Here is an 18,911-nt window from a genome sequence, read left to right on the forward strand (position 1 = left end):
CCTGAACTGGGAGCCGCCGCGGACGTCCAGCCCAGCGTGAGGCGCGGCGGGTACCATGGGGGCATGGTGCGATTCGGGATTATCGGTATCGTCATCGCGGTGGCCTTCACGCTGTACTCGCTGGTCGACGCGGCGATGACGGATGGCGCACGCGCCCGCGGCGTCGCGAAGCCCGTGTGGGTGGTGCTCATCGTGGTGCTCCCCGTGATCGGCGGCATTCTCTGGTTCGTGATCGGGAAGGGTGACGCCCCGGCAGCGCGTCCCGCCGCCCCGGACGACGACCCGCGTTTCAGCGGGACCAGGATGTCGTCGGGTGATCTCGACGCGCACATGCGAGACCTCGAGGATCGCCTGCGCGAGCTCGACGAGGAGACCTTCCCGGGGGAGCAGCCGGGTGCGGCTCCGCGATCCGGCGGCACGGCAACGGACGCGAGCGCGGAAACCAGCACCGGCAGCACGGACAACAGCGCGTCAGGCGACACCGAACCAGGCAGCGCCGACGGCCCAGGCCCGGCCTCCGACAGCGGCACGCAGCACCCGCAGCGCGACCGCTCGGCGCGGGATGACCAGCGCCGAGATGGCGGCTCGCAGGCCGACGGCGACGCGTCGCAGCCGTGAGCGCCGACGCGTCCCCGCAGCCCCCCGCGTCCCGAGCGGCCGCACAGGCACCACAGGCACCACAGGCTCCACCGGCCCCGGCGCCCGCCTCGGTCTTCGCGGTTGAGCTGCTCGGCGAGCTGATCCGGCTGGGCGTCCGCGACGTGGTCGTGTGCCCGGGATCCCGATCCCAGGCCCTCGCGCTCGCCGCCGCCGCCGCCGAACGGGTCGGCGCGATCCGCCTCCACGTGCGCATCGACGAGCGCTCCGCGGCGTTCTTCGCCCTCGGCGTCGCGCGCGAAACGGGAATGCCCGCGCCGGTCATCGTCACGAGCGGCACCGCGGTGGCCAACCTGCTCCCTGCCGCGCTCGAGGCGCACGCTGGGCGCGTCCCGATGCTGCTCCTCACCGCGGATCGCCCAACGGAACTGCGCGGGATCCGCAGCACCCAGACCACGCAGCAGGCCGGCCTCTTCGGCCCAGCAGCGCGCCTCAGCCTGGACGTGCCGGCACCGGCGCTCGGCCAGGACGGCGACCTGGTGCGCACTGACGCGACCGACCCGCAGGTGCTCGCCGCGCGCGCGATTTCGGCGGCGACCGGGTTCCTCGGCGCGGCCCCTGCCGGTCCGGTGCAGGTGAACCTCGCGTTCCGCGAACCGCTCTCGGGCACCGCGGGCTTTGACCGCATGATCGACCGCGGCTTCGAGGCCGCCGCCGCAGAGGCGACCGAGTTGCGCGAGCGCGGCGAGCGCGGGATCGCGAGCCCCACGACGCAGGCTGCGCCAGGCGGGCAGCGCACGCACGCCGGCTTCGGCGAGGACGAGCAGTACGTGCACTCGGGCGACGCGTACACCGTGGTGCTCGCGGGTGCGGGTGCCGGGCCGGAGGCCGAGGCCTTCGCGCGGGCGATCGGTGCGCCGCTGCTCGCCGAAGCGGTGAGCGGCGCGCGCTACGGGCGGGAGGCGATCACGGCGTACGCCACGCTGCTCGAGGATCCCGAGATCGGCGGCCTCGTCGAGCGCGCCGTGGTGTTCGGCCACCCGACACTCACACGGCAGGCGAGCGCGCTGCTGCGGCGTGAGTCGGTCGAGGTGATCGTCGTCGACCCGCACGCAGGGCGAGGGGTGGAACACGTGAACCCGGGCCGCCGCGCGACGGTGGTGCGTGCGGCGCGTGCCGCGGATGGCCATGATCCTGCGCTGCTGCATCGCTGGCTGGGGGCGTGGGTCGTCGCCGACCGGGAGTTGCAGCGTGAGCGCACCACGGTGCACGCGCCGAACCTCTCCGCCGCGACCGCGACGGGGTACAAGGAGCGGAGCGAGTACGCGCGCGCCGAGGTGGCGACCATGCGTGAGCCGGTGAGCCGTGCGCTGCTCGCCGAGAGCGTGTGGCGCGGGTCGTGGCCGCACGATCGCCTGGTCGTCGCGGCATCGCGTCTCGTGCGCGTGCTCGACGGGATCGCGCCGGGCCGCAAGCTCGACGTGCACGCGAATCGCGGCCTCGCCGGGATCGACGGCACCGTCGCGACGGCGCTCGGGATCGCTGCCGCGAGCCAGGCCGACCCGGAAGGCTCCGGCGCAGCCGGCGTGACCCGCGTGCTGATCGGCGACCTCGCGCTCCTGCACGACGCGGGATCGCTGCTGCTGCCGCAGGGGGAGGCGCCGGTGCGCATCCAGCTGTTCGTCGGCAACGACGGCGGTGGGACGATCTTCGACGGCCTCGAGGTTGCGGACGCCGCGGCCCCTGCCGCGTTCGACCGTGTGATGTTCACCCCGCAGGCGGTGTCGCTCGAGTCGCTCGCGGCGGCGTACGGCTGGTCGTACCGGCGCGTGGAGACGCGCAGCGAGCTCGAACGCCTCCTCACCGAGCCGGTGACGGGCCCCGGCATCGTCGAGGTGCCGCTCGATCGGGCGTAATTCCGGGTGCGGGAGTGCCCTGGCAGGCTCTACAGTGGGGAGCACTGACCGGGGAGGGCGCATGGGAACGCAGTTCTGGAACGACGATGTGGCCGAACGCTTGCGGGTGCGCGAGGGATTCGATCTGCGCGGGATCGATCCCGCCGCCACCCCTGGCACCACGGCAACGAAGAAGGCTGGCCAGGCCGAGCTCGCCGCATCGGCGCAGGAGTTCCGGGAACTGCAGGAGAAACTCTTCGCGCAGAGCCGCGTTGGCGCGCGCGAGCGCGTGCTCGTCGTGCTGCAGGCCATGGACGCCGCGGGCAAGGGCGGCATCGTGAACCACGTGTTCTCGCAGGTGGAACCGTACGGGCTCGCGCTCGCCGCGTTCAAGGCGCCGAGCGAGGAGGAGCGCGCGCACGACTTCCTGTGGCGGATCGAGCCGCGGGTCCCGGAGCCGGGGGTGATCGGCGTGTTCGATCGCTCGCACTACGAGGACGTGCTGATCCAGCGCGTGCGCGCGTTCGCGCCGCCCGAGGAGATCGAGCGCCGCTACGGCGCGATCGCCGACTTCGAGCGTCGCCTCGCCGACGACGGCGTGCGGATCGTGAAGATCATGCTGCACGTATCCCCGGAGGAGCAGGCCGAGCGCCTCGCCGAGCGGCTGGCCGACCCGGCGAAGCACTGGAAGGTGAACCCAGGCGACGTGGACGAGCGCGTCCTCTGGCCCGACTACATGGCAGCGTTCCAGATCGCGATCGAGCGCACGCACGCCGCGCACGCCCCCTGGTACGTCGTGCCGGCGAACGCGAAGTGGTACGCGCGCGCCGCGGTGCAGCGCATCGTGATTTCGGAGCTCGCCGCGCTGCGCCCCGAGTGGCCGAGCGCCGACTTCGACGTTGCGGCCGAGCAGGCGCGACTCGACGCGACGCGCTGGCTCAGCTGGCCCTGAGGTCCCGGCACTGAGCCCGGGCTCTGGCCCCGGGCACTGCGCCTACCGGGCGAACGCCTCCGTGATCGGCCGGAACTTTGACACCGTCTCACCAAACTCGTGCTCGGGATCGGAGCCGACCACAATGCCGCCGCCCGCGCTCGCGGTGAGCGTGCGCGCCCCGGTCTCGGGATCTGCTGCGCCGAGCTGCGCGCACCGCAGCGCGATGACCCACTCGCCGTCGCCCGCGGCGTCGATCCAGCCCACCGCCCCCGAGTAGCGGCCGCGGTCGAAGGGCTCGAGCTCGGCGATGGCCGCGACCGCGTCGGCGGTGGGGGTGCCGGCGACCGCGGCGGTGGGGTGGAGCGCGCCGACGAGCTCGATCGCCGAGCTGCGCTCGCCGAGGCTCGCGCCGAGGTCGGTCGCGAGGTGCCACACGTTGGGCAGCTGGAGCGGGAACGGCTCCTCGCTGGTGCGCAGTTCGCTCACGAACGGTGCGAGCGCGGTGACCACGCTCTGCACGGCGAACGCGTGCTCGTGCTGCTCCTTCGCGCTGGTGAGGAGCTCATCGCGCGCGTGTGCGTCGCGCGCCGCGTCCTCGGTGTGCCTCGCACGGGTGCCGGCGAGCACGCGCGCGGACACGGCACCGGCGGTGGATCGGATCAGGGTCTCCGGGCTTGCGCCGATCATGCCGTCGACGGCGAAGGTCCAGCAGTCGAGGTAGCGCTCGGCGAGCCGGGAGAGCGGGACGCGGAGGTCGGCGCCCGCGGGGAGCACGCCCTCAATCTGGCGCGCGAGCACGATCTTCTCCGCATCGCCAGCGCTGATGCGGCGCACCGCCTCGGTGACGCCGGTGAGGTACGCGGCCACGGGGTCGACGCTGCCGCCCGGCTCGCTCGGCTGCGGGGCACGCGGCGCGAGCTCGAGGCCCAGCCACTCGCCGGCGGGAGCCGGTTCGGGCAGCGCGGGATCCTGGCCGAGCGGCGCGTGCGGGGCCGCCTCGGGTGAACGCGTGGCGGGATCCTGATCGAGGACGGTCTCCGTGATCCACCACTGGTCGCGATGCTGCGCGACGAGCAGGCGCGGCACGATGAGCACGCTCTCGGCGGCGCTCGCGTCGTCGAACGCGAACGTGCCAAGCGCCACGAGCCCCGAGCCGGGGAGCTGCACCGGGTCATCGATGTTCGCCGCGTCAGCGATCCCGCGCCACGCGGTTGCGGCCTCGCGGAAGCGCTCGGCGCCGCGGAAGCTGAGGCGCAGCGTCTCGCCGAGGCCAACGCAGCCGCGGTCGCCGCGCAGCCAGACGAGCGGGGATGCCGGATCGGCGAGATCGAGGAGCTCGGGCCGCTGCGCGAGGGGTCGGGTGATCGCGCGGAGGCGGGGCACAGCGGGTTCACTCGTCACCCCAACAATCTACCCCTCTGCCCTGAGCGGGTGGTTCAGCGCGTCCGCGCGCGCCACCTGGCGCTCAGGCGCGAGGAGATACGATGGTGGGGTGACTCGACCCGACACTGCGACCAAGCACGCCGCCGACGTCTCCTCGATGTTTGACGAGGTCTCGCCCCGCTATGACCTCATCAACGACGTCCTGACGGTGGGCAATGACCGGCTCTGGCGCATTGCGACGACGAAGGCCGTCGGGCCGCGCAAGGGGATGCGGATCCTCGACCTCGCCGCGGGAACCGGCACCTCGTCCGCGGCGCTCGCCGCGCAGGGGGCGCACGTGGTGGCTGCGGACTTCTCGGAGGGCATGCTTGCCGAGGGGCGCAAGCGCCACGCGGGCAACGAGCTCATCGAGTTCGTGCACGCGGACGCGACCGCGCTGCCGTTCGAGGACAACAGCTTCGACGCCGCGACGATCTCCTACGGGCTGCGCAACGTCAGCGATCCGCGCGCTGCGATCGCCGAGATGCGCCGGGTTGTGAAGCCCGGCGGCCGCGTGGTGATCGCCGAGTTCTCGACGCCCCCGTCCGCGGTGGTGCGCGGGCCGTACACGTTCTACGGGCGCCACGTGCTGCCGCGCATCGCGGGCGCGATCAACCGCGACGCCGCAGCGGCGTACCAGTACCTCAACGAGTCGATCGAGCAGTGGCCGGATCAGGAAGCGCTCGCCGGGTGGCTGCGCGAGGCTGGCCTCGAGCGGGTCGCGTACCGCAACCTGACCTTCGGCATCGTGGCGCTGCACCGTGGCTTCGTGCCGCGCGAGGCGCCCGCGGCGGCCGCGCAGCCCGCTGCGGCGAAGCAGCCGGCTGCCGCCAAGAAGTCTGGCGCGGCGAAGAAGCCTGCGGCGGAGAAGTCTGCGGCCGCCAAGAAGCCTGCTGCGGCGAAGACGTCTGATGCCGCCAAGAAGCCGGCCGCGGCCAAGAAACCGGCGGCGGCCAAGAAGCCGGCCGCGGCGACGTCGACCGCGAAGACACCCGCCGCTAAGAAACCGGCCGCCAAGAAACCGGCCGCCAAGAAACCGGCAGCGGCCCCGAAATCGACGCAAGCGACGCAGCCCACCACACCGACCGAGGCCTCCGGAGGCGAGCAGTGAACCGTCCCATCGCTGAAGACACCGCCACCCAGGCGCTGCCGATGCGCGTGTTCCGCGGTGCGCAGGATCGCCGCCACGCGAAGCAGCTGCAGGATCAGCTTGAGCTGATCGAGGCCGAGCTGATGACGCACCTGAACTTCGCGTCCCCCGTCGCCGACGCCCCCGCGCGATACCTCATGAACGCGGGTGGGAAGCGGATCCGCCCGATGCTGACCCTCCTCACGAGCGAGCTCGGCACCGGCCCGAACGAGCTCGTGCGCCGCGCCGCGCAGGCCGTCGAGATGACGCACCTCGCCTCGCTGTACCACGACGACGTCATGGACGACGCGAAGCTGCGCCGCGGGGTGCCCGCCGCGCAGACCGTGTGGTCGAACTCGGTGGCGATCCTCGCCGGCGACCTGCTGTTCGCGCGTGCCTCGTCGCTCGTGTCCGGTATGGGGGAGGAGGCGATCCTGCTCCAGGCGGAGACGTTCGAGCGGCTCTGCCTCGGCCAGCTGCACGAAACCGTCGGCCCGCAGCCGGAGGACGAGCCGATCGCGCACTACATCCAGGTGCTCGCGGACAAGACGGGCGCGCTGATCGCGACCGCTGCGCGGATGGGCGTCATGTTTGGCGAGGCGCCGCAGGAGTATGCGGACCCCGTGACCGAGTACGGCGAGCGCATCGGCGTCGCGTTCCAGCTGATCGACGATGTGATCGACCTCTCGCCGCAGAAGGAGCAGACTGGAAAGCGCGCGGGCACCGACCTCCGCGCCGGCGTCGCGACCCTGCCGCTGCTCCTGCTGCAGCAGCGCGCGGCGGCGTCCGGTGGTGCCGACGCCGAGCTCCTCGCGCAGATCGAGTCCGGCGTGCGCGACATCGAGGCCGGGGCTGACGCCTCGGTGCTCGACGCCGCGGTCGAGGCGCTCCGCGAGCACGAGGTGACCCGCGAGACCGAGGCAACGGCACGTCGGTGGGCCGCCGAGGCGGTCTCCGCGCTCGATCCGCTGCCGAAGTCGCCCGTGAAGCGCGCGCTCGAGCGGATGGCAGATTCAATCGTTTCCCGAGAGGGATAGCAGGTGGTGCCCCGTGCGGGGCACGACAGAACTCAGTGAGGCGCCCGGCGGATGATACCGTTCGCGGCAGACTGGAAGTAGGAATGCGATGAGCAAGATGCGGTTGGCGATCGTCGGGGCTGGGCCCGCGGGCATTTACGCGGCGGACCTGATGCTGAAAGCGGAGCGCGACTTCGAGGTGGAGATCGATCTCTTCGAGCAGCTGCCGGCTCCGTACGGCCTGGTGCGCTATGGCGTGTCCCCCGACCACCCGCGCATCAAGGGCATCATCACCGCGCTGCGCGACGTGCTCGACAGCGGCCAGATCCGCTACTTCGGCAACGTGCGCTACGGCCAGGACATCACGCTCGACGACCTGAAGCAGCACTACAACGCGGTCATCTTCTCGACGGGCGCGATCCGCGACGCCGGGCTGAACATTCCCGGCATCGACGCCGCCGGCTCCTACGGGGCCGCCGACTTCGTGAGCTGGTTCGACGGCCACCCGGATGTGCCGCGCACCTGGCCGCTCGAGGCGGCCTCCGTTGGTGTCATCGGCAACGGCAACGTCGCGCTCGACATCTCGCGCATGCTGATCAAGCACGCCGACGATCTGCTGCCCACCGAGATCCCGGACAACGTGTACCAGGGGCTCGCAGAGAACCCGATCGAGGAGCTGCACCTCTTCGGCCGCCGCGGGCCGAAGTACGTGAAGTTCACACCGCTTGAGCTGCGCGAACTCGGCGAGGTGCGCGACGTCGACATGGTGGTGGACGAGCGCGACTTCGACCTGCCCGACGCGTACGCCGATGAGGTGCTCGCGAAGAACAAGCAGGTCACCGTCATGACCCGCGTCATGGACAAGTGGCGGCAGGAGCAGCGTGAGCGCGAGGAGAACGGTGAGCGCGCCTCGCGTCGGCTGCACATGCACTTCTGGTCGAAGCCCGTCGAGGTGGTGGTCGAGGACGGCCGCGTCGCCGGCTTGAAGATCGAGCGCACGGCCCCCGACGGCCAGGGTGGCGTGATCGACACGGGCGAGTTTGAGGTCATCCCGATGCAGTCGCTGTACCGCGCGATCGGGTACTTCGGCTCGCCGCTCGACGAGATCCCGTTCGACGACGCCAAGGGTGTGATCCCGAACAGCCAGGGTCGAGTGCAGGACCTCGAGGGACAGCAGATCCCCGGTATTTACGCGACCGGGTGGATCAAGCGTGGCCCGATCGGGCTCATCGGCCACACAAAGTCGGACGCGATGGAGACGCTCGAGTGCGTGATCGAGGACCGGGCGTCCTGGTGGACCCCGGCGGTCGCCGATGCCGAGGCGATCCCCGCGCTGCTGCACGAGCGCGCGGTGCCGTACACGACGATCGAGGGGTGGCACCGCCTGGACGAGCACGAGCTCGCGCTCGGCGCTGAGGCCGGCCGCACCCGCATCAAGGTGGTGCCGCGCGACGACATGACGCGCATCTCCCGCGCGGAGTAGGGCGCACGGGCCCCCCGCAAGAGCTCTCCCCGCAAGAGCTCTCCCCGCAAGAACTTTCCCCGCAAGAACCCGCGGAGAAATTGGAAATCTCGGAGGGATCCGGCAGGATCCCTCCGAGATTTCTGTTTTCTCCGAAGTGTGCGGGGTGCGGGGTGCGGGGTGCCCGGCGGGAGCCCTAGCCGAGGCCGCCCGAACGGGCGGCGATCGCCACGAGCTCCCTGCGCGCGCCGGCCAGATCCCTGCGGGATCCGCGCCACACCGCCGTGAGCGGGCGCTCAAGCGGTGCGGGATCGATCGGCACGACGGCGATCCTGCCGAGCCGCGCGTCGTCCCGCACGCTCAGCTCGCTGAGCACCGCGGGCGCCACGCCCTTTGCCACCGCCGATCGCACGGCCGCCTCGGTGCCGAGCTCGAGCACCGGCGCGAGCGGCTCACCGCCGAGCTGCCGCGCCACCGCCGTCTCGAACGCCTCGCGCGTGCCGCTCCCCGCCTCGCGTGTGACGAGCTGGATCGCCGCGATCTCTGCGAGCGTCACGCCGTCGCGCGCGGCCCAGGCGTGCGCTGGCGAGACGGCAAGGACCATGCGATCCACGCCGATCTGCGCGACGCCGAGCCCGTGGGGCAGCGTGGGCGTCTCGATGAAGCCGAGATCCAGCTCGCCCGTGCGCACCGCGGCAACCGTGTCCGCGCTGTTCGCGGTGCGGAGCGCGACCGAGGTGGCGCTCCGTCCCGCCGCGAGCTGCGCGCCGCGCAGCTCGATGAGCCAGGTGGGGAGGAGGTGCGCGGCAATGGTCTGGCTCGCGCCGACGGTGAGCGTTCGCGAGGCGCCCCCGGCGAGGCTCGCGATCCCCTCATCGAGGCGCGCCGCTGCGGAGAGCACTTCGCGAGCCCAGGCGAGCACGGCGTCGCCGGCCGGGGTCGCGGTCACGCCGGCGGGTGAGCGCTGCACGAGGGAAACGCCGACGAGTCGTTCGAGGCCGCGGAGGCGCGCCGATACCGCCTGCTGGGTGACGCCGAGCTCGCGGCCGGCCGCCGAGATGCTGCCCGTGCGGAGGGCCGCCTCGAAACAGCGGAGCGCGGCCAGGTCTGGTGAGTGCACGCGCCCATGATACAAGCAGTGCTTGGATCCCCCAACGATCTGGGCCGTTCCCGCGGCGCCGGGGCTTCGGCACACTCGAAGTATGCACGCTTTTCCGCTCAACACGCTGCCCCAGCGACTCACCGCTCGAGGGACCGAGGTGCTCCCCGGCGCGCTCGTCTGCGCTGCGGTCGCCGTCGTCGCCACCGTGATCGGTGGCATGGCCCCGATCCTGGGCTCCGCGATCCCCGCCGTGGTCATCGGCGTCCTCATCGCCCTCGTTCGGCGGCCGGCCGAGCGGCTCCGCCCGGGAATCGGCTACGCGAGCAAGTTCGTGCTGCAGTGCGCCGTGGTGCTGCTGGGCGCGCAGCTCTCGCTCGCGAGCATCATCGAGGTCGGCGCTGAATCGCTGCCGGTGATGCTCTCCTCGCTCACCGTCTGCTTGCTCGGAGCCTGGCTGATCGGGCGCGCGATGGGCGTCGATCGCGACCTCCGCGTGCTCGTCGGGGTGGGGACCGGGATCTGCGGGGCGTCGGCGATCGCGGCGATCTCGCCGGTGATCCGCGCGAAGAGCGCCGACATCGCCTACGCGATCTCCACCGTGTTTCTCTTCAACATCCTCGCCGTGCTGCTGTTCCCCGCGCTCGGGCACGCGCTCGGCATGACCCCGCACGCCTTCGGCCTGTTCGCGGGCACCGCGGTCAACGACACGAGCTCGGTCGTCGCCGCGGCGAGCGTGTACAGCGCGTCGGCGCTCGGGTTCGCGGTGGTCGTGAAGCTCGTGCGCACGCTCATGATCATTCCGATCAGCATCGGGCTCGCGGTGCTCGACGGCCGCCGCACCGGGCAGGGCGAGCGATTCACCGTCGCACGGATCCTGCGCCTCGTGCCCTGGTTCCTGGTCGGGTTCCTCGTGGTCGCCTCGCTCACCTCGCTCGGCGCGGTGCCGGCACCCGCGGCTGACGTGCTCACGCGGGTCAGCGTGTTCCTCGTCGCGATGGCGCTCGCCGGAATCGGCATGTCGACCGATCTGCGCGCGATCCGCAGAGCCGGGCTTAAACCCCTGATCCTGGGCGGGATCCTGTCGGTGCTCGTCGCGAGTACCACGCTCGGCGTGATGGTGCTCACCGGGGCGCTGTAGGCGCCGCGCCGCACAGGCAGGGCCCAGAACCCACTGGGGCGCTCGAACCAAACCCACCGGAGAAATCTGAGTTTTCGGAGGCAAACCGAGGAATGCCCCCGAAAACCCAGATTTCTCCGCTCGGTTTGGTGCCTGTGCCTGTGCCTGTGCGTGTGCCCGGGCCCTAGCCGAGCAGCGCAGCCAGCTCGGTCAGCGTCTCCGTCGTACCACCCTCAATGCGCACGGCGGCGCGCGAATCCGCCGCCGTCGGCCCGCGGTTGATCACGCCGACCGGGATCCCGCGGCGCTCCGCGCGGTGCAGCAGGCGCACGCCGGTGTTCACCGCGAGCGAGGTGCCGACGAGCAGCAGCGCGCTCGCGTCGTTCACGAGCCGCTCAGCGTCCGCGAACACCGCGGTGGGGACTACCTCGCCGAAGTACACGACGTCGGGGCGCAGCATTCCGCCGCACACCGGGCACTGCGGCACGCGCACGGCATCGATCCCGCGCACCTCGGCGTCGCCGTCGGGTCGGATGGGCGCGTCAGCGTGCGCCTCCGCGTACCCGGGGTTCGCGACATCGAACCAGTGCAGCACCTCGGCGCGCGTCCACCGCGCCCCGCACCCCGTGCAGCGGATCGCGGACCCGCTGCCGTGCAGTTCGACGACGGTGCGGGATCCCGCGCGGCGGTGCAGCCCGTCCACATTCTGGGTGATGACCCCGTCGACGCGGCCAGCCCGCTCGAGATCGGCGAGCACGCGGTGCCCGCCGTTCGGTTCGATCGCGCTCATCGGGCCAGCGCCGACGCGCGCGCCGGCCCAGAACCTGCGCCGATACGCGGCGTCCTCGGTGAACTGGGTGATGCTCATGGGGGTGCGCGGCGGGGTGCCCGCGCCGCGATAGTCGGGGATCCCCGAGTCCGTGCTGATGCCCGCGCCGGTGAGCACCGCGACCGGGCCAGCGCTGAAGAGTTCCGCGAGTTCTGTGACCTGGTTCATGAGCGCCCCCTTGTCCTGCAGCCTACGTGTTCGATGAGGTCAACGCGCTGGGTGCGCGGGTATTCCGCGCGTGGAGGACGCGCAGCTGGAGCCACACGGCGAGCAGTTCGTCGTCCGATCCCAGGCTCAGCTCGTAGCGCTCGTCGATCTGCTGGAGCCGGTGGCGCACGGTGTTCTCGTGCACGCCGAGCTCGCGGGCGGTGCGCGCGACGTTGCCGAGCGCGGCGCACCAGGCGTGCAGCGTCGCGGCGAACGCCGGCTGCTCGGCGAAGAGCCGATCCAGTTCGGGGATGCGCAGTTCGGGCTCGGCGGCGAAGACCTCCCCGACCCGCTCAAAGGTGAGGATCGCGCGGAGCAGCGGCACGGTGAGCACGCGTTCGGTGACGACGTCGGGGTGCCGCGCGGCCGCCTCGATGAGCCGCCCGCCGAGCTGGCGCAGCTGCGCGATGCTGCTGGAGCGGTGGGCGACGCCGGGGAGCGCCACCCGCGTGCCAACGTCGATGAGGCGGTCAACGAGCGGCAGGAACGGCGCGACGAGCGGGCCCTCGCCGTGCTGGGGGTCGCAGGTGACGAGCGCGTAGACGAGATCACCGCGCACCACGGTGACCGCCTCGGGCCGGTGGAGTGCGAAGTGCCGCTGCACAATGGAGCGGAGCTGGGCGAGCGTGATCGGGTGCGGCTCGCCGGGCGGCGCGAACACCACGAGCGCGGCCCCTCGCTCCTCCGACAGTCCGAGCTCGGCGAGCTCGGTGCCCGTCACCTCGGTGCCGTCGAGCAGGGTGCGGAGCCGATCCTCCCGGGGCAGCTGCGTGGCGTTGCGCGCGCGCAGGTCGTCGAGCATGTGCGCGGCGGCGACCGCGGCCGCCGCGTGCAGCTTGGTGATCTGCTCGCGCGACAGCGTCTCGGGATCCGCGCTGGGGTTGATCACCCAGATCGTGCCGAGCGGCATCGCGCCGGCCCGCACCGCGATCGCCGCGCGCGGCTCCTCGTCGTCGAGCTGCGGATAGGCGATCGGGTGGTCGGCGCGCAGCACGGAGCGGTACTGATCCTCGTTGAACGGGGACTCGGGGACGCGGCGCGTCAGGATCCCCTGCGTGCGGAGGCTGTCGATCACCTGCCCAGGCACCGAGGAGTAGGCGACGATGCGGCGCTCGAGGTCCTCGATCGCGGCGGATCCGCCGAAGAGTTCCGCGAGCTCGTTCGCGAGCGCGAAGAGCGGCTCCGGTCCGCGGTCGCCCTGCGCGCTGCTGCTGAAGCGCTGCTCGCCGAGCAGTCGGGAGAGGAGCGCGTCGAAGAGCCGCCAGCTGACCCGCTCGTCCACGCGGAGGATCGGAACGCCCGTCTCGTGCGCGATGGCGGCGATGGCGGCCGCGTCCTCCTCCGTGCACTTGAGCGCGAGGCCGGCAGCCTGCGCGGCGGCGGCGCTCGCCGCGAGCCCCTCGATGTCCGCGGGCGCGAGTCGCGTCGCAGCGGGGAGGAGGAGCAGGAGGCCCGGCTCGGCGAGCGAATCGTCGAGCGCGTCGATGAGTTCGGCGCCGGACACGGCCTGCCCGGAGTCGAGCGGGCCGAGCGCCGTCACGGCGTCGGGCCCAATGCCGCTGATGAGCTCGCCGAGCGACATGCTCGCCTGCGCCGGACTTGGAGAAGGAGCTGCATTCACCCTCTCAAATTAATGTATTTCTCCAAAAAGTGCACGGCGGAACTCGCTTAGGGTGAGTGAGCAACGACGAGAAGGAGCAGTGATGGAGAAGGTCATGACGAGCCACCAGCCGGCACCGGAGCAGACCCGGCTCGGTGAACTGTGGGACGTGCTGCCCGAGGAATCGAGCGTCACCGACGACGGTGTGCTCGCCATCGGTGGGGTGCCGATCACGGAGCTCGCCGCGCAGTACGGCACGCCGCTCCACGTGTTCGACGAGACCGGCCTCCGCCGCCAGATCCGCCGCTTCATCGACGGACTCGCCGAGCGCTGGCCGAACTCCGAAGTGCTCTTCGCCTCGAAGTCGCTGCCGATCGTCGGCATGTACCGCCTGGCACACGAGGAGGGCCTCTCGGTCGACATCGCGGGTGGCGGCGAGCTGCAGCTCGCGCTCGCCGCAGGCGTCGATCCGGCCAAGCTCCACTTCCACGGCAACGCGAAGTCCGACGCCGAGCTGGAGATGGCCCTTGCCGCGGGGATCGGCGCGATCATCGTCGACAACGAGGACGAGCTCGACCGCCTCGAGCGGCTGCTCACTCGCCCCCAGGCGTTGCTGCTGCGCGTCATCCCCGGCGTCGAGGCCGAGACCCACGCCTCGCAGGCGACGGGCGGCGACCGCTCCAAGTTCGGGCTCCCGATGGACCAGGCGCTCCGCGCGATCGAGCGCATGCGCGCGCACCCGCTCATGGAGTTCGAGGGCGTGCACCTGCACATCGGCTCCCAGATCCTCAACACCCGCCAGTTCGCCGAGGCCGTCGAGAAGATCTCGACCGCTGGCGACTTCGCAACCTACGACGTCGGCGGCGGGCTCGGCGTGAAGTACACCTACGAGGACGACGCCCCCGAGGTGTCGGAGTACCTCGACGCGATCGTCGCAGCGGCGCGCGAGCACCTCCCCGAGGGCGCGCGGCTGCTGATCGAGCCCGGCCGCGCGATTGTCGCGCGCGCCGGCGTCACCGTCTACGACGTGCTCTCAGTGAAGCGCACGGGCGACACGTTCGTCGCGGTCAACGGCGGCATGGCCGACATGCTCGACGTCGCGCTCACCGAGCAGCGCTTCGAGGCGGTGCTCGCGAACCGGGTGACCGAGCCGTGGACCGAGTCGGTGCAGCTCGTCGGCCGCCAGTGCGAGTCGGGCGACCTGCTCGTCGACGGCGCCGAGATGCCCGCAGCGCGCATCGGCGATCTCGCGGTCATGGCGACCACCGGCGCGTACTCGTACACCCTGGCCAACAACTACAACGGGGCGCTGCGCCCGGCGATCGTGTTCGTCCGTGACGGCGAGAGCCGCCTCGTCGCGCGACGCGAGACCTACGAGGACCTGCTCCGCCTGCACCAGCCGGCCATCGGCTAGCCCACCCCTCCACCCCCCTGCACATCCCCTCCAATGACGAAGGAATCACGATGAAACTTGCACCTCCGACCCTGCTGGCTGTCGCAGCCGCGTTCGCACTCACGCTGACCGGCTGCGCCGGCGGCGGCGGGGACACCTCCTCCGCCCCGGCGAGCCAGGCGGAGCTTCCGCAGGGCGACGAGATCAGCACGACGGTTGATCCGAAGCTCACGGAGCTCCTCCCCGAGGACATCACGACGGCGGGCAAGATCAACGTCGCTGTCGATATCCCGTTCCCGCCCATGGCGATGTACGACGACAACAACCGTGCGATCGGCTTCGATCCCGAGCTTGCTCGTCTGCTCGGCCAGAAGCTCGGGATCGATGTCTCGCTGAACAAGCAGGCGTTCGACTCGGTGATCCCCTCGCTGCAGGCCGGCAAGAACGACGTGATCATGAGCGGGATGAACGACACCGAGGAGCGGCAGAAGACGCTCAGTTTCGTCGCGTACACGCACGGCGGTTTCGCGATCGCCGTGAAGGCGGGCAACCCGGCGAACATCACCACGCAGCAGGATCTGTGCGGAAAGACCGTGTCCGTGCAGAAGGCCACGATCCAGGGCGAGCTGCTGCGCGCGATGGACTGCGGCATCACCGTCATGGAGCTGCCCAGCGACCTTGATGCGCAGACCGCGCTGCGCGCGGGCAAGAGCGACGCGTACACCGCTGACGCGGTCGTCGCCGAGTACGTGGTCGCGACGACCGACGACGGGAAGGCGTTCGAGATCGTGCGCGATCCCGAGAACCCCGCCGGCTTCAACCCGGTCTACTCGGGCATCGGGATCCTGAAGGACGACACCGAGCTCATCGACGCCGTGACGCAGGCGCTGCAGGCCCTGATCGACGAGGGCACGTACCAGCAGGTGCTCGAGCGCAACAACATCGGCGCGTACGCGGTCGAGTCCGCCCAGGTCAACGCTGCGACGGCGAAGTAGCCCGATGTCCGGTACGGCAACCGCCGAGCGCGCCGACGCGCAGTTCACCACCGACGACGACGTCGTCGCGATCCCGCTCCGCCGGCCGTGGCGCTGGATCAGCGCGGTGATCGTCATCGCACTGGTCGCCGCCTTCGTGATCGTCATCGCGACGAACCCGAACCTCGACTTCGCGACGGTCGGCGAGTTCCTCTTCGATCCGCGCATTCTCCAGGGCGTGTGGCTGACGATCTTCATCACCGTCGTGTCGATGGTGGTCTCCACGTTCCTCGCGATCGTGGTCGCGGCGATGCGGCTGTCGAGCAACCCGGTGCTGGCCGCCGTCGCGTGGTTCTACGTGTGGGCGTTCCGCGGCACCCCGGTGCTCGTGCAGATCGTGCTCTGGGGGTACCTCGGGCTGCTGTTCGACCAGATCAGGTTGGGGATCCCGCTCACCGACATCGTGTTCTGGCAGATCGATACGAACACGCTGGTGACGCCGCTCGTTGCCGGCCTGCTCGCCCTCACCCTGAACCAGGCGGCGTACTCCTCGGAGATCGTTCGGGCCGGCATGCTCTCCGTCGATGAGGGGCAGCGCGAGGCCTCGTACTCCCTCGGAATGTCCCCGCTCTACACCTTCCGGCGTGTGCTCCTGCCGCAGGCGATGCGCGTGATCATCCCGCCCATGGGCAACGAGCTCATCTCCATGCTGAAGAGCACCTCGCTGCTGTCGGTGATCGCGGTGCTCGAGCTCTACACGCAGGCGTCGATCATCTCCTCGGCGAACCTGAAGCAGGTCGAGCTCCTGCTCGTGGTGAGCGCGTGGTACCTGTTCATGACGTCGGTGCTGTCGATCCCGCAGTACTACCTGGAGCGGCGCTTCGGCCGGGGGAGTTCGCGCACGCTGCCGCCCACCCCGTTCCAGCGTGTGAAAGCTGTGCTGGATCGGCGGAGGCCCGGACCGGAGCCCGCCCCGCCAACGCGAGCAACTGAGGTGATCGGAGTATGAGCATGCAGACGGAAGCCGTGCAGGCGCCAGCCGCCACCGACGCGCTCGTCCAGATCCGGCGCGTGCGGAAGAGCTTCGGCGCGCACCAGGTGCTGCGCGACGTGTCGCTCGCCGTGCCAGCCGGCACCGTGACGGTGCTCCTCGGCCCCTCCGGGTCGGGCAAGTCGACGCTGCTGCGATGCGTCAACCACCTGGAGACCATCGACGGCGGCAGGATCATCGTCGACGGCGAGCTGATCGGGTACCGCCAGGCCGGGCGGAAGACCCACGAGATGTCGCCCAGGCAGATCGCGCAGCAGCGCCGCGGGATCGGGATGGTGTTCCAGCGCTTCAACCTGTTCCCGCACATGACCGCGCTGGAGAACATCATCGAGGCCCCGGTCGGCGTGATGCGGCGCGGGAAGGGCCCGTCGAAGCAGCGGGGCATGGAGCTCCTCGACCGGGTCGGCCTCGCGGATTTTGCCGGGCACTTCCCCGCGCAGCTCTCCGGCGGCCAGCAGCAGCGCGTCGCGATCGCGCGAGCGCTCGCGATGGATCCGAAGCTCATGCTCTTCGACGAGCCGACGTCCGCGCTGGATCCGGAGCTCGTCGGCGATGTGCTCGACGTCATGCGCGAGCTCGCGCGCGACGGCATGACCATGATCGTCGTGACCCACGAGATCGGCTTCGCCCGCGGCGTCGCGGATCAGGTGGTCTTCATGGACGGCGGCGTCGTTGTCGAGGCCGGGCCGCCCGAGCAGGTCATCGGCAACCCGTCCAGGCAGCGCACGCGGAGCTTCCTGGAGAGCGTGGCCTGATCGGACGCTGGGGCCGCGCGTGGCGTGCACGTGGCACGCGCGGCCCCGGCGACCGGTAGAATTTTCGACATGACGACCGCGCGCGAACAGCTCATCGACCTCATCACCAGCGAGGCTGTGTTTCACGGCGACTTCACGCTGACCAGCGGGAAGAAGGCCACCTACTACATCGACCTTCGGAAGCTGAGCCTCGATCACCGCGCGGCCCCGCTGATCGGTCAGGTCATGCTCGATCTGATCGCCGACGTCGACGGCGTGGTTGCGGTCGGCGGCCTGACGATGGGCGCCGACCCGATCGCCTCCGCGATCATGCACCAGGGCGTCGCGCGCGGCGAGGTGTACGACTCGTTCGTGGTGCGCAAAGCGCCGAAGGATCACGGCCGCGGCCGCCAGGTCGAGGGGCCGGATCTGCAGGGGAAGCGCGTCATCGTGGTCGAGGACACGTCGACCACGGGCGGCTCGCCCCTGCAGGCCATCGAGGCCCTCGAAAAGGTCGGCGCTGAGATCGCGGCGGTCGCCGTGGTGGTCGACCGCCAGGCGCCGGCGAAGGAGCGGATCGAGGCGGCCGGCTACGAGTACCGCTACGCGATCGGGCTTGAGGATCTGGGGCTGCAGCCGCAGTAGGCGAGCGCGTCGCGCGCTCGCGCGAAACAACGAACGGGTGTGGCCCGGACGCAGTGCGTCCGGGCCACACCCGTTTCTGTGTGCGCCCGCGTCGCCGCCCGCTGTGTGAAATTTCACGTGGCGCACGCGCGCTGTTTTGGTGACTTGTTCTAGTTTTCTGTGCGCATTCTTGTCACCATTCCACGCTTCTCCCGGTGGACTTCTCGCTGATAGCATCATCGTCAGTCGGTCATTTGGTCAGACCAAGTTGTCGCCACGATCGGCTCCACAGTTAAAGAGATTCATGAAGGAGATAATGGTGTCTGTTTCGTTTGAAGCCCGTGTTGCTGAGCTCGGTCTCGATATTCCCGATTACAGCCAGGGCGGCTACCACGGGACCTACTACGGCTCGATGAAGGCGTTCCACAAGACCGGCAATCTGCTGTTCCTGTCCGGCCACGTTGAGGACGCGCTCGGGAAGAACGGCCAGCCGATTCACGCGGGCAAGCTCGGCGCCGATGTGACGATCGAAGAGGGCTACCAGGCGGCGCGTCGCACGGCGCTCAACTGCCTCGGCACGATGCGCCTCGCGCTCGGTTCGCTCGATCGGGTGAAGTGCCTCGTCAACTCGCTCAACTTCGTCGTGGCTGCGCCGGACTTCGTTGATGTGAACCTCGTCTCCTCGGGGGCGACCGACCTCTTCCGAGATGTGTTCGGCGAGGAGTTCGGCCTGGGTGGTCGCGCAACGATCGGCGTTACGTCGCTCGCCGCCAACCACTGCTTTGAGAACTGGATGACGATCGAGACGATCGACTGATCGTTCGA

At 70.7% G+C, this 18,911-nt stretch carries 17 protein-coding genes; 13 read left to right on the top strand and 4 right to left on the bottom strand.

Annotated features, from left to right (window positions below; genetic code table 11):
• Window positions 1-63: 63 nt before the first annotated feature.
• The 3 genes from EGM46_RS14910 (at window position 64) to EGM46_RS00520 (ending at window position 3,444) form a co-directional block, all read left to right on the top strand.
• The gene (locus EGM46_RS14910) at window positions 64-618 is read left to right on the top strand and encodes a PLDc N-terminal domain-containing protein (protein WP_241156094.1); all 555 of its coding nucleotides are present in this window, start codon (window positions 64-66) and stop codon (window positions 616-618) included.
• Window positions 615-2,513 (top strand): 2-succinyl-5-enolpyruvyl-6-hydroxy-3-cyclohexene-1-carboxylic-acid synthase, encoded by a 1,899-nt coding sequence (gene menD, locus EGM46_RS00515; RefSeq protein WP_125098214.1) that lies wholly within the window; start codon window positions 615-617, stop codon window positions 2,511-2,513. The genes EGM46_RS14910 and menD overlap by 4 nt, the downstream gene beginning before the upstream one ends.
• Window positions 2,514-2,574: 61 nt before the next feature.
• A complete protein-coding gene (locus tag EGM46_RS00520; protein WP_125098215.1) occupies window positions 2,575-3,444 on the top strand; it encodes a PPK2 family polyphosphate kinase in 870 nt (289 codons plus the stop codon).
• A 42-nt stretch (window positions 3,445-3,486) separates the two neighbouring features.
• On the opposite strand, the gene EGM46_RS00525 is transcribed toward EGM46_RS00520, so the two are convergent.
• Window positions 3,487-4,827: an isochorismate synthase gene (locus EGM46_RS00525; protein ID WP_125098216.1), complete on the bottom strand. Its 1,341-nt coding sequence runs from the start codon at window positions 4,825-4,827 to the stop codon at window positions 3,487-3,489.
• Between the two features lie 91 nt (window positions 4,828-4,918).
• On the opposite strand from EGM46_RS00525, the gene EGM46_RS00530 reads away from it, so the two are divergent.
• From EGM46_RS00530 to EGM46_RS00540, 3 genes are all read left to right on the top strand, one after another.
• Window positions 4,919-5,959: a class I SAM-dependent methyltransferase gene (locus tag EGM46_RS00530; RefSeq protein ID WP_241156095.1), complete on the top strand. Its 1,041-nt coding sequence runs from the start codon at window positions 4,919-4,921 to the stop codon at window positions 5,957-5,959.
• A 41-nt stretch (window positions 5,960-6,000) separates the two neighbouring features.
• On the top strand, window positions 6,001-7,014 hold the full coding sequence (locus tag EGM46_RS00535; RefSeq protein WP_125098334.1) for a polyprenyl synthetase family protein: 1,014 nt from the start codon (window positions 6,001-6,003) through the stop codon (window positions 7,012-7,014).
• Window positions 7,015-7,102: 88 nt separating this feature from the next.
• Window positions 7,103-8,476, top strand: coding sequence for an FAD-dependent oxidoreductase (locus EGM46_RS00540; protein ID WP_125098217.1), 1,374 nt, complete (start codon window positions 7,103-7,105; stop codon window positions 8,474-8,476).
• 175 nt (window positions 8,477-8,651) lie between these two features.
• Here EGM46_RS00540 and EGM46_RS00545 read toward each other — a convergent pair whose 3' ends face one another.
• A complete protein-coding gene (locus EGM46_RS00545; protein WP_164512764.1) occupies window positions 8,652-9,575 on the bottom strand; it encodes a LysR family transcriptional regulator in 924 nt (307 codons plus the stop codon).
• A gap of 82 nt (window positions 9,576-9,657) precedes the next feature.
• On the opposite strand from EGM46_RS00545, the gene EGM46_RS00550 reads away from it, so the two are divergent.
• On the top strand, window positions 9,658-10,695 hold the full coding sequence (locus EGM46_RS00550; protein ID WP_125098219.1) for a YeiH family protein: 1,038 nt from the start codon (window positions 9,658-9,660) through the stop codon (window positions 10,693-10,695).
• 163 nt (window positions 10,696-10,858) lie between these two features.
• Here the strand turns inward: EGM46_RS00550 and EGM46_RS00555 are convergent, their stop codons facing one another.
• Together EGM46_RS00555 and EGM46_RS00560 are read right to left on the bottom strand one after the other, a co-directional pair.
• Window positions 10,859-11,671, bottom strand: a complete 813-nt coding sequence (locus EGM46_RS00555; protein ID WP_125098220.1) for a Sir2 family NAD-dependent protein deacetylase — start codon at window positions 11,669-11,671, stop codon at window positions 10,859-10,861.
• Window positions 11,672-11,693: 22 nt separating this feature from the next.
• Entirely contained in the window at window positions 11,694-13,292 is a 1,599-nt protein-coding gene (locus EGM46_RS00560) for a PucR family transcriptional regulator (protein ID WP_241156096.1), read from the bottom strand.
• A gap of 121 nt (window positions 13,293-13,413) precedes the next feature.
• On the opposite strand from EGM46_RS00560, the gene lysA reads away from it, so the two are divergent.
• The 6 genes from lysA to EGM46_RS00590 all read left to right on the top strand — a co-directional run bounded on the left by lysA (window position 13,414) and on the right by EGM46_RS00590 (window position 18,903).
• The gene (lysA, locus tag EGM46_RS00565) at window positions 13,414-14,724 is read left to right on the top strand and encodes a diaminopimelate decarboxylase (RefSeq protein WP_241156097.1); all 1,311 of its coding nucleotides are present in this window, start codon (window positions 13,414-13,416) and stop codon (window positions 14,722-14,724) included.
• Between the two features lie 50 nt (window positions 14,725-14,774).
• Entirely contained in the window at window positions 14,775-15,698 is a 924-nt protein-coding gene (locus EGM46_RS00570) for an ABC transporter substrate-binding protein (RefSeq protein WP_125098222.1), read from the top strand.
• A 4-nt stretch (window positions 15,699-15,702) separates the two neighbouring features.
• The gene (locus EGM46_RS00575) at window positions 15,703-16,686 is read left to right on the top strand and encodes an amino acid ABC transporter permease (protein ID WP_125098223.1); all 984 of its coding nucleotides are present in this window, start codon (window positions 15,703-15,705) and stop codon (window positions 16,684-16,686) included.
• Window positions 16,683-17,483 (top strand): amino acid ABC transporter ATP-binding protein, encoded by an 801-nt coding sequence (locus EGM46_RS00580; RefSeq protein WP_125098224.1) that lies wholly within the window; start codon window positions 16,683-16,685, stop codon window positions 17,481-17,483. The genes EGM46_RS00575 and EGM46_RS00580 overlap by 4 nt, the downstream gene beginning before the upstream one ends.
• A 69-nt stretch (window positions 17,484-17,552) precedes the next feature.
• Window positions 17,553-18,107, top strand: a complete 555-nt coding sequence (gene pyrE, locus EGM46_RS00585) for an orotate phosphoribosyltransferase (RefSeq protein WP_125098225.1) — start codon at window positions 17,553-17,555, stop codon at window positions 18,105-18,107.
• Window positions 18,108-18,405: 298 nt separating this feature from the next.
• A complete protein-coding gene (locus EGM46_RS00590; protein ID WP_206427456.1) occupies window positions 18,406-18,903 on the top strand; it encodes a RidA family protein in 498 nt (165 codons plus the stop codon).
• The last annotated feature ends 8 nt before the right edge of the window (window positions 18,904-18,911 follow it).

This window comes from Leucobacter chromiireducens, from assembly GCF_003917135.1.
GTDB lineage: Bacteria > Actinomycetota > Actinomycetes > Actinomycetales > Microbacteriaceae > Leucobacter > Leucobacter chromiireducens_A.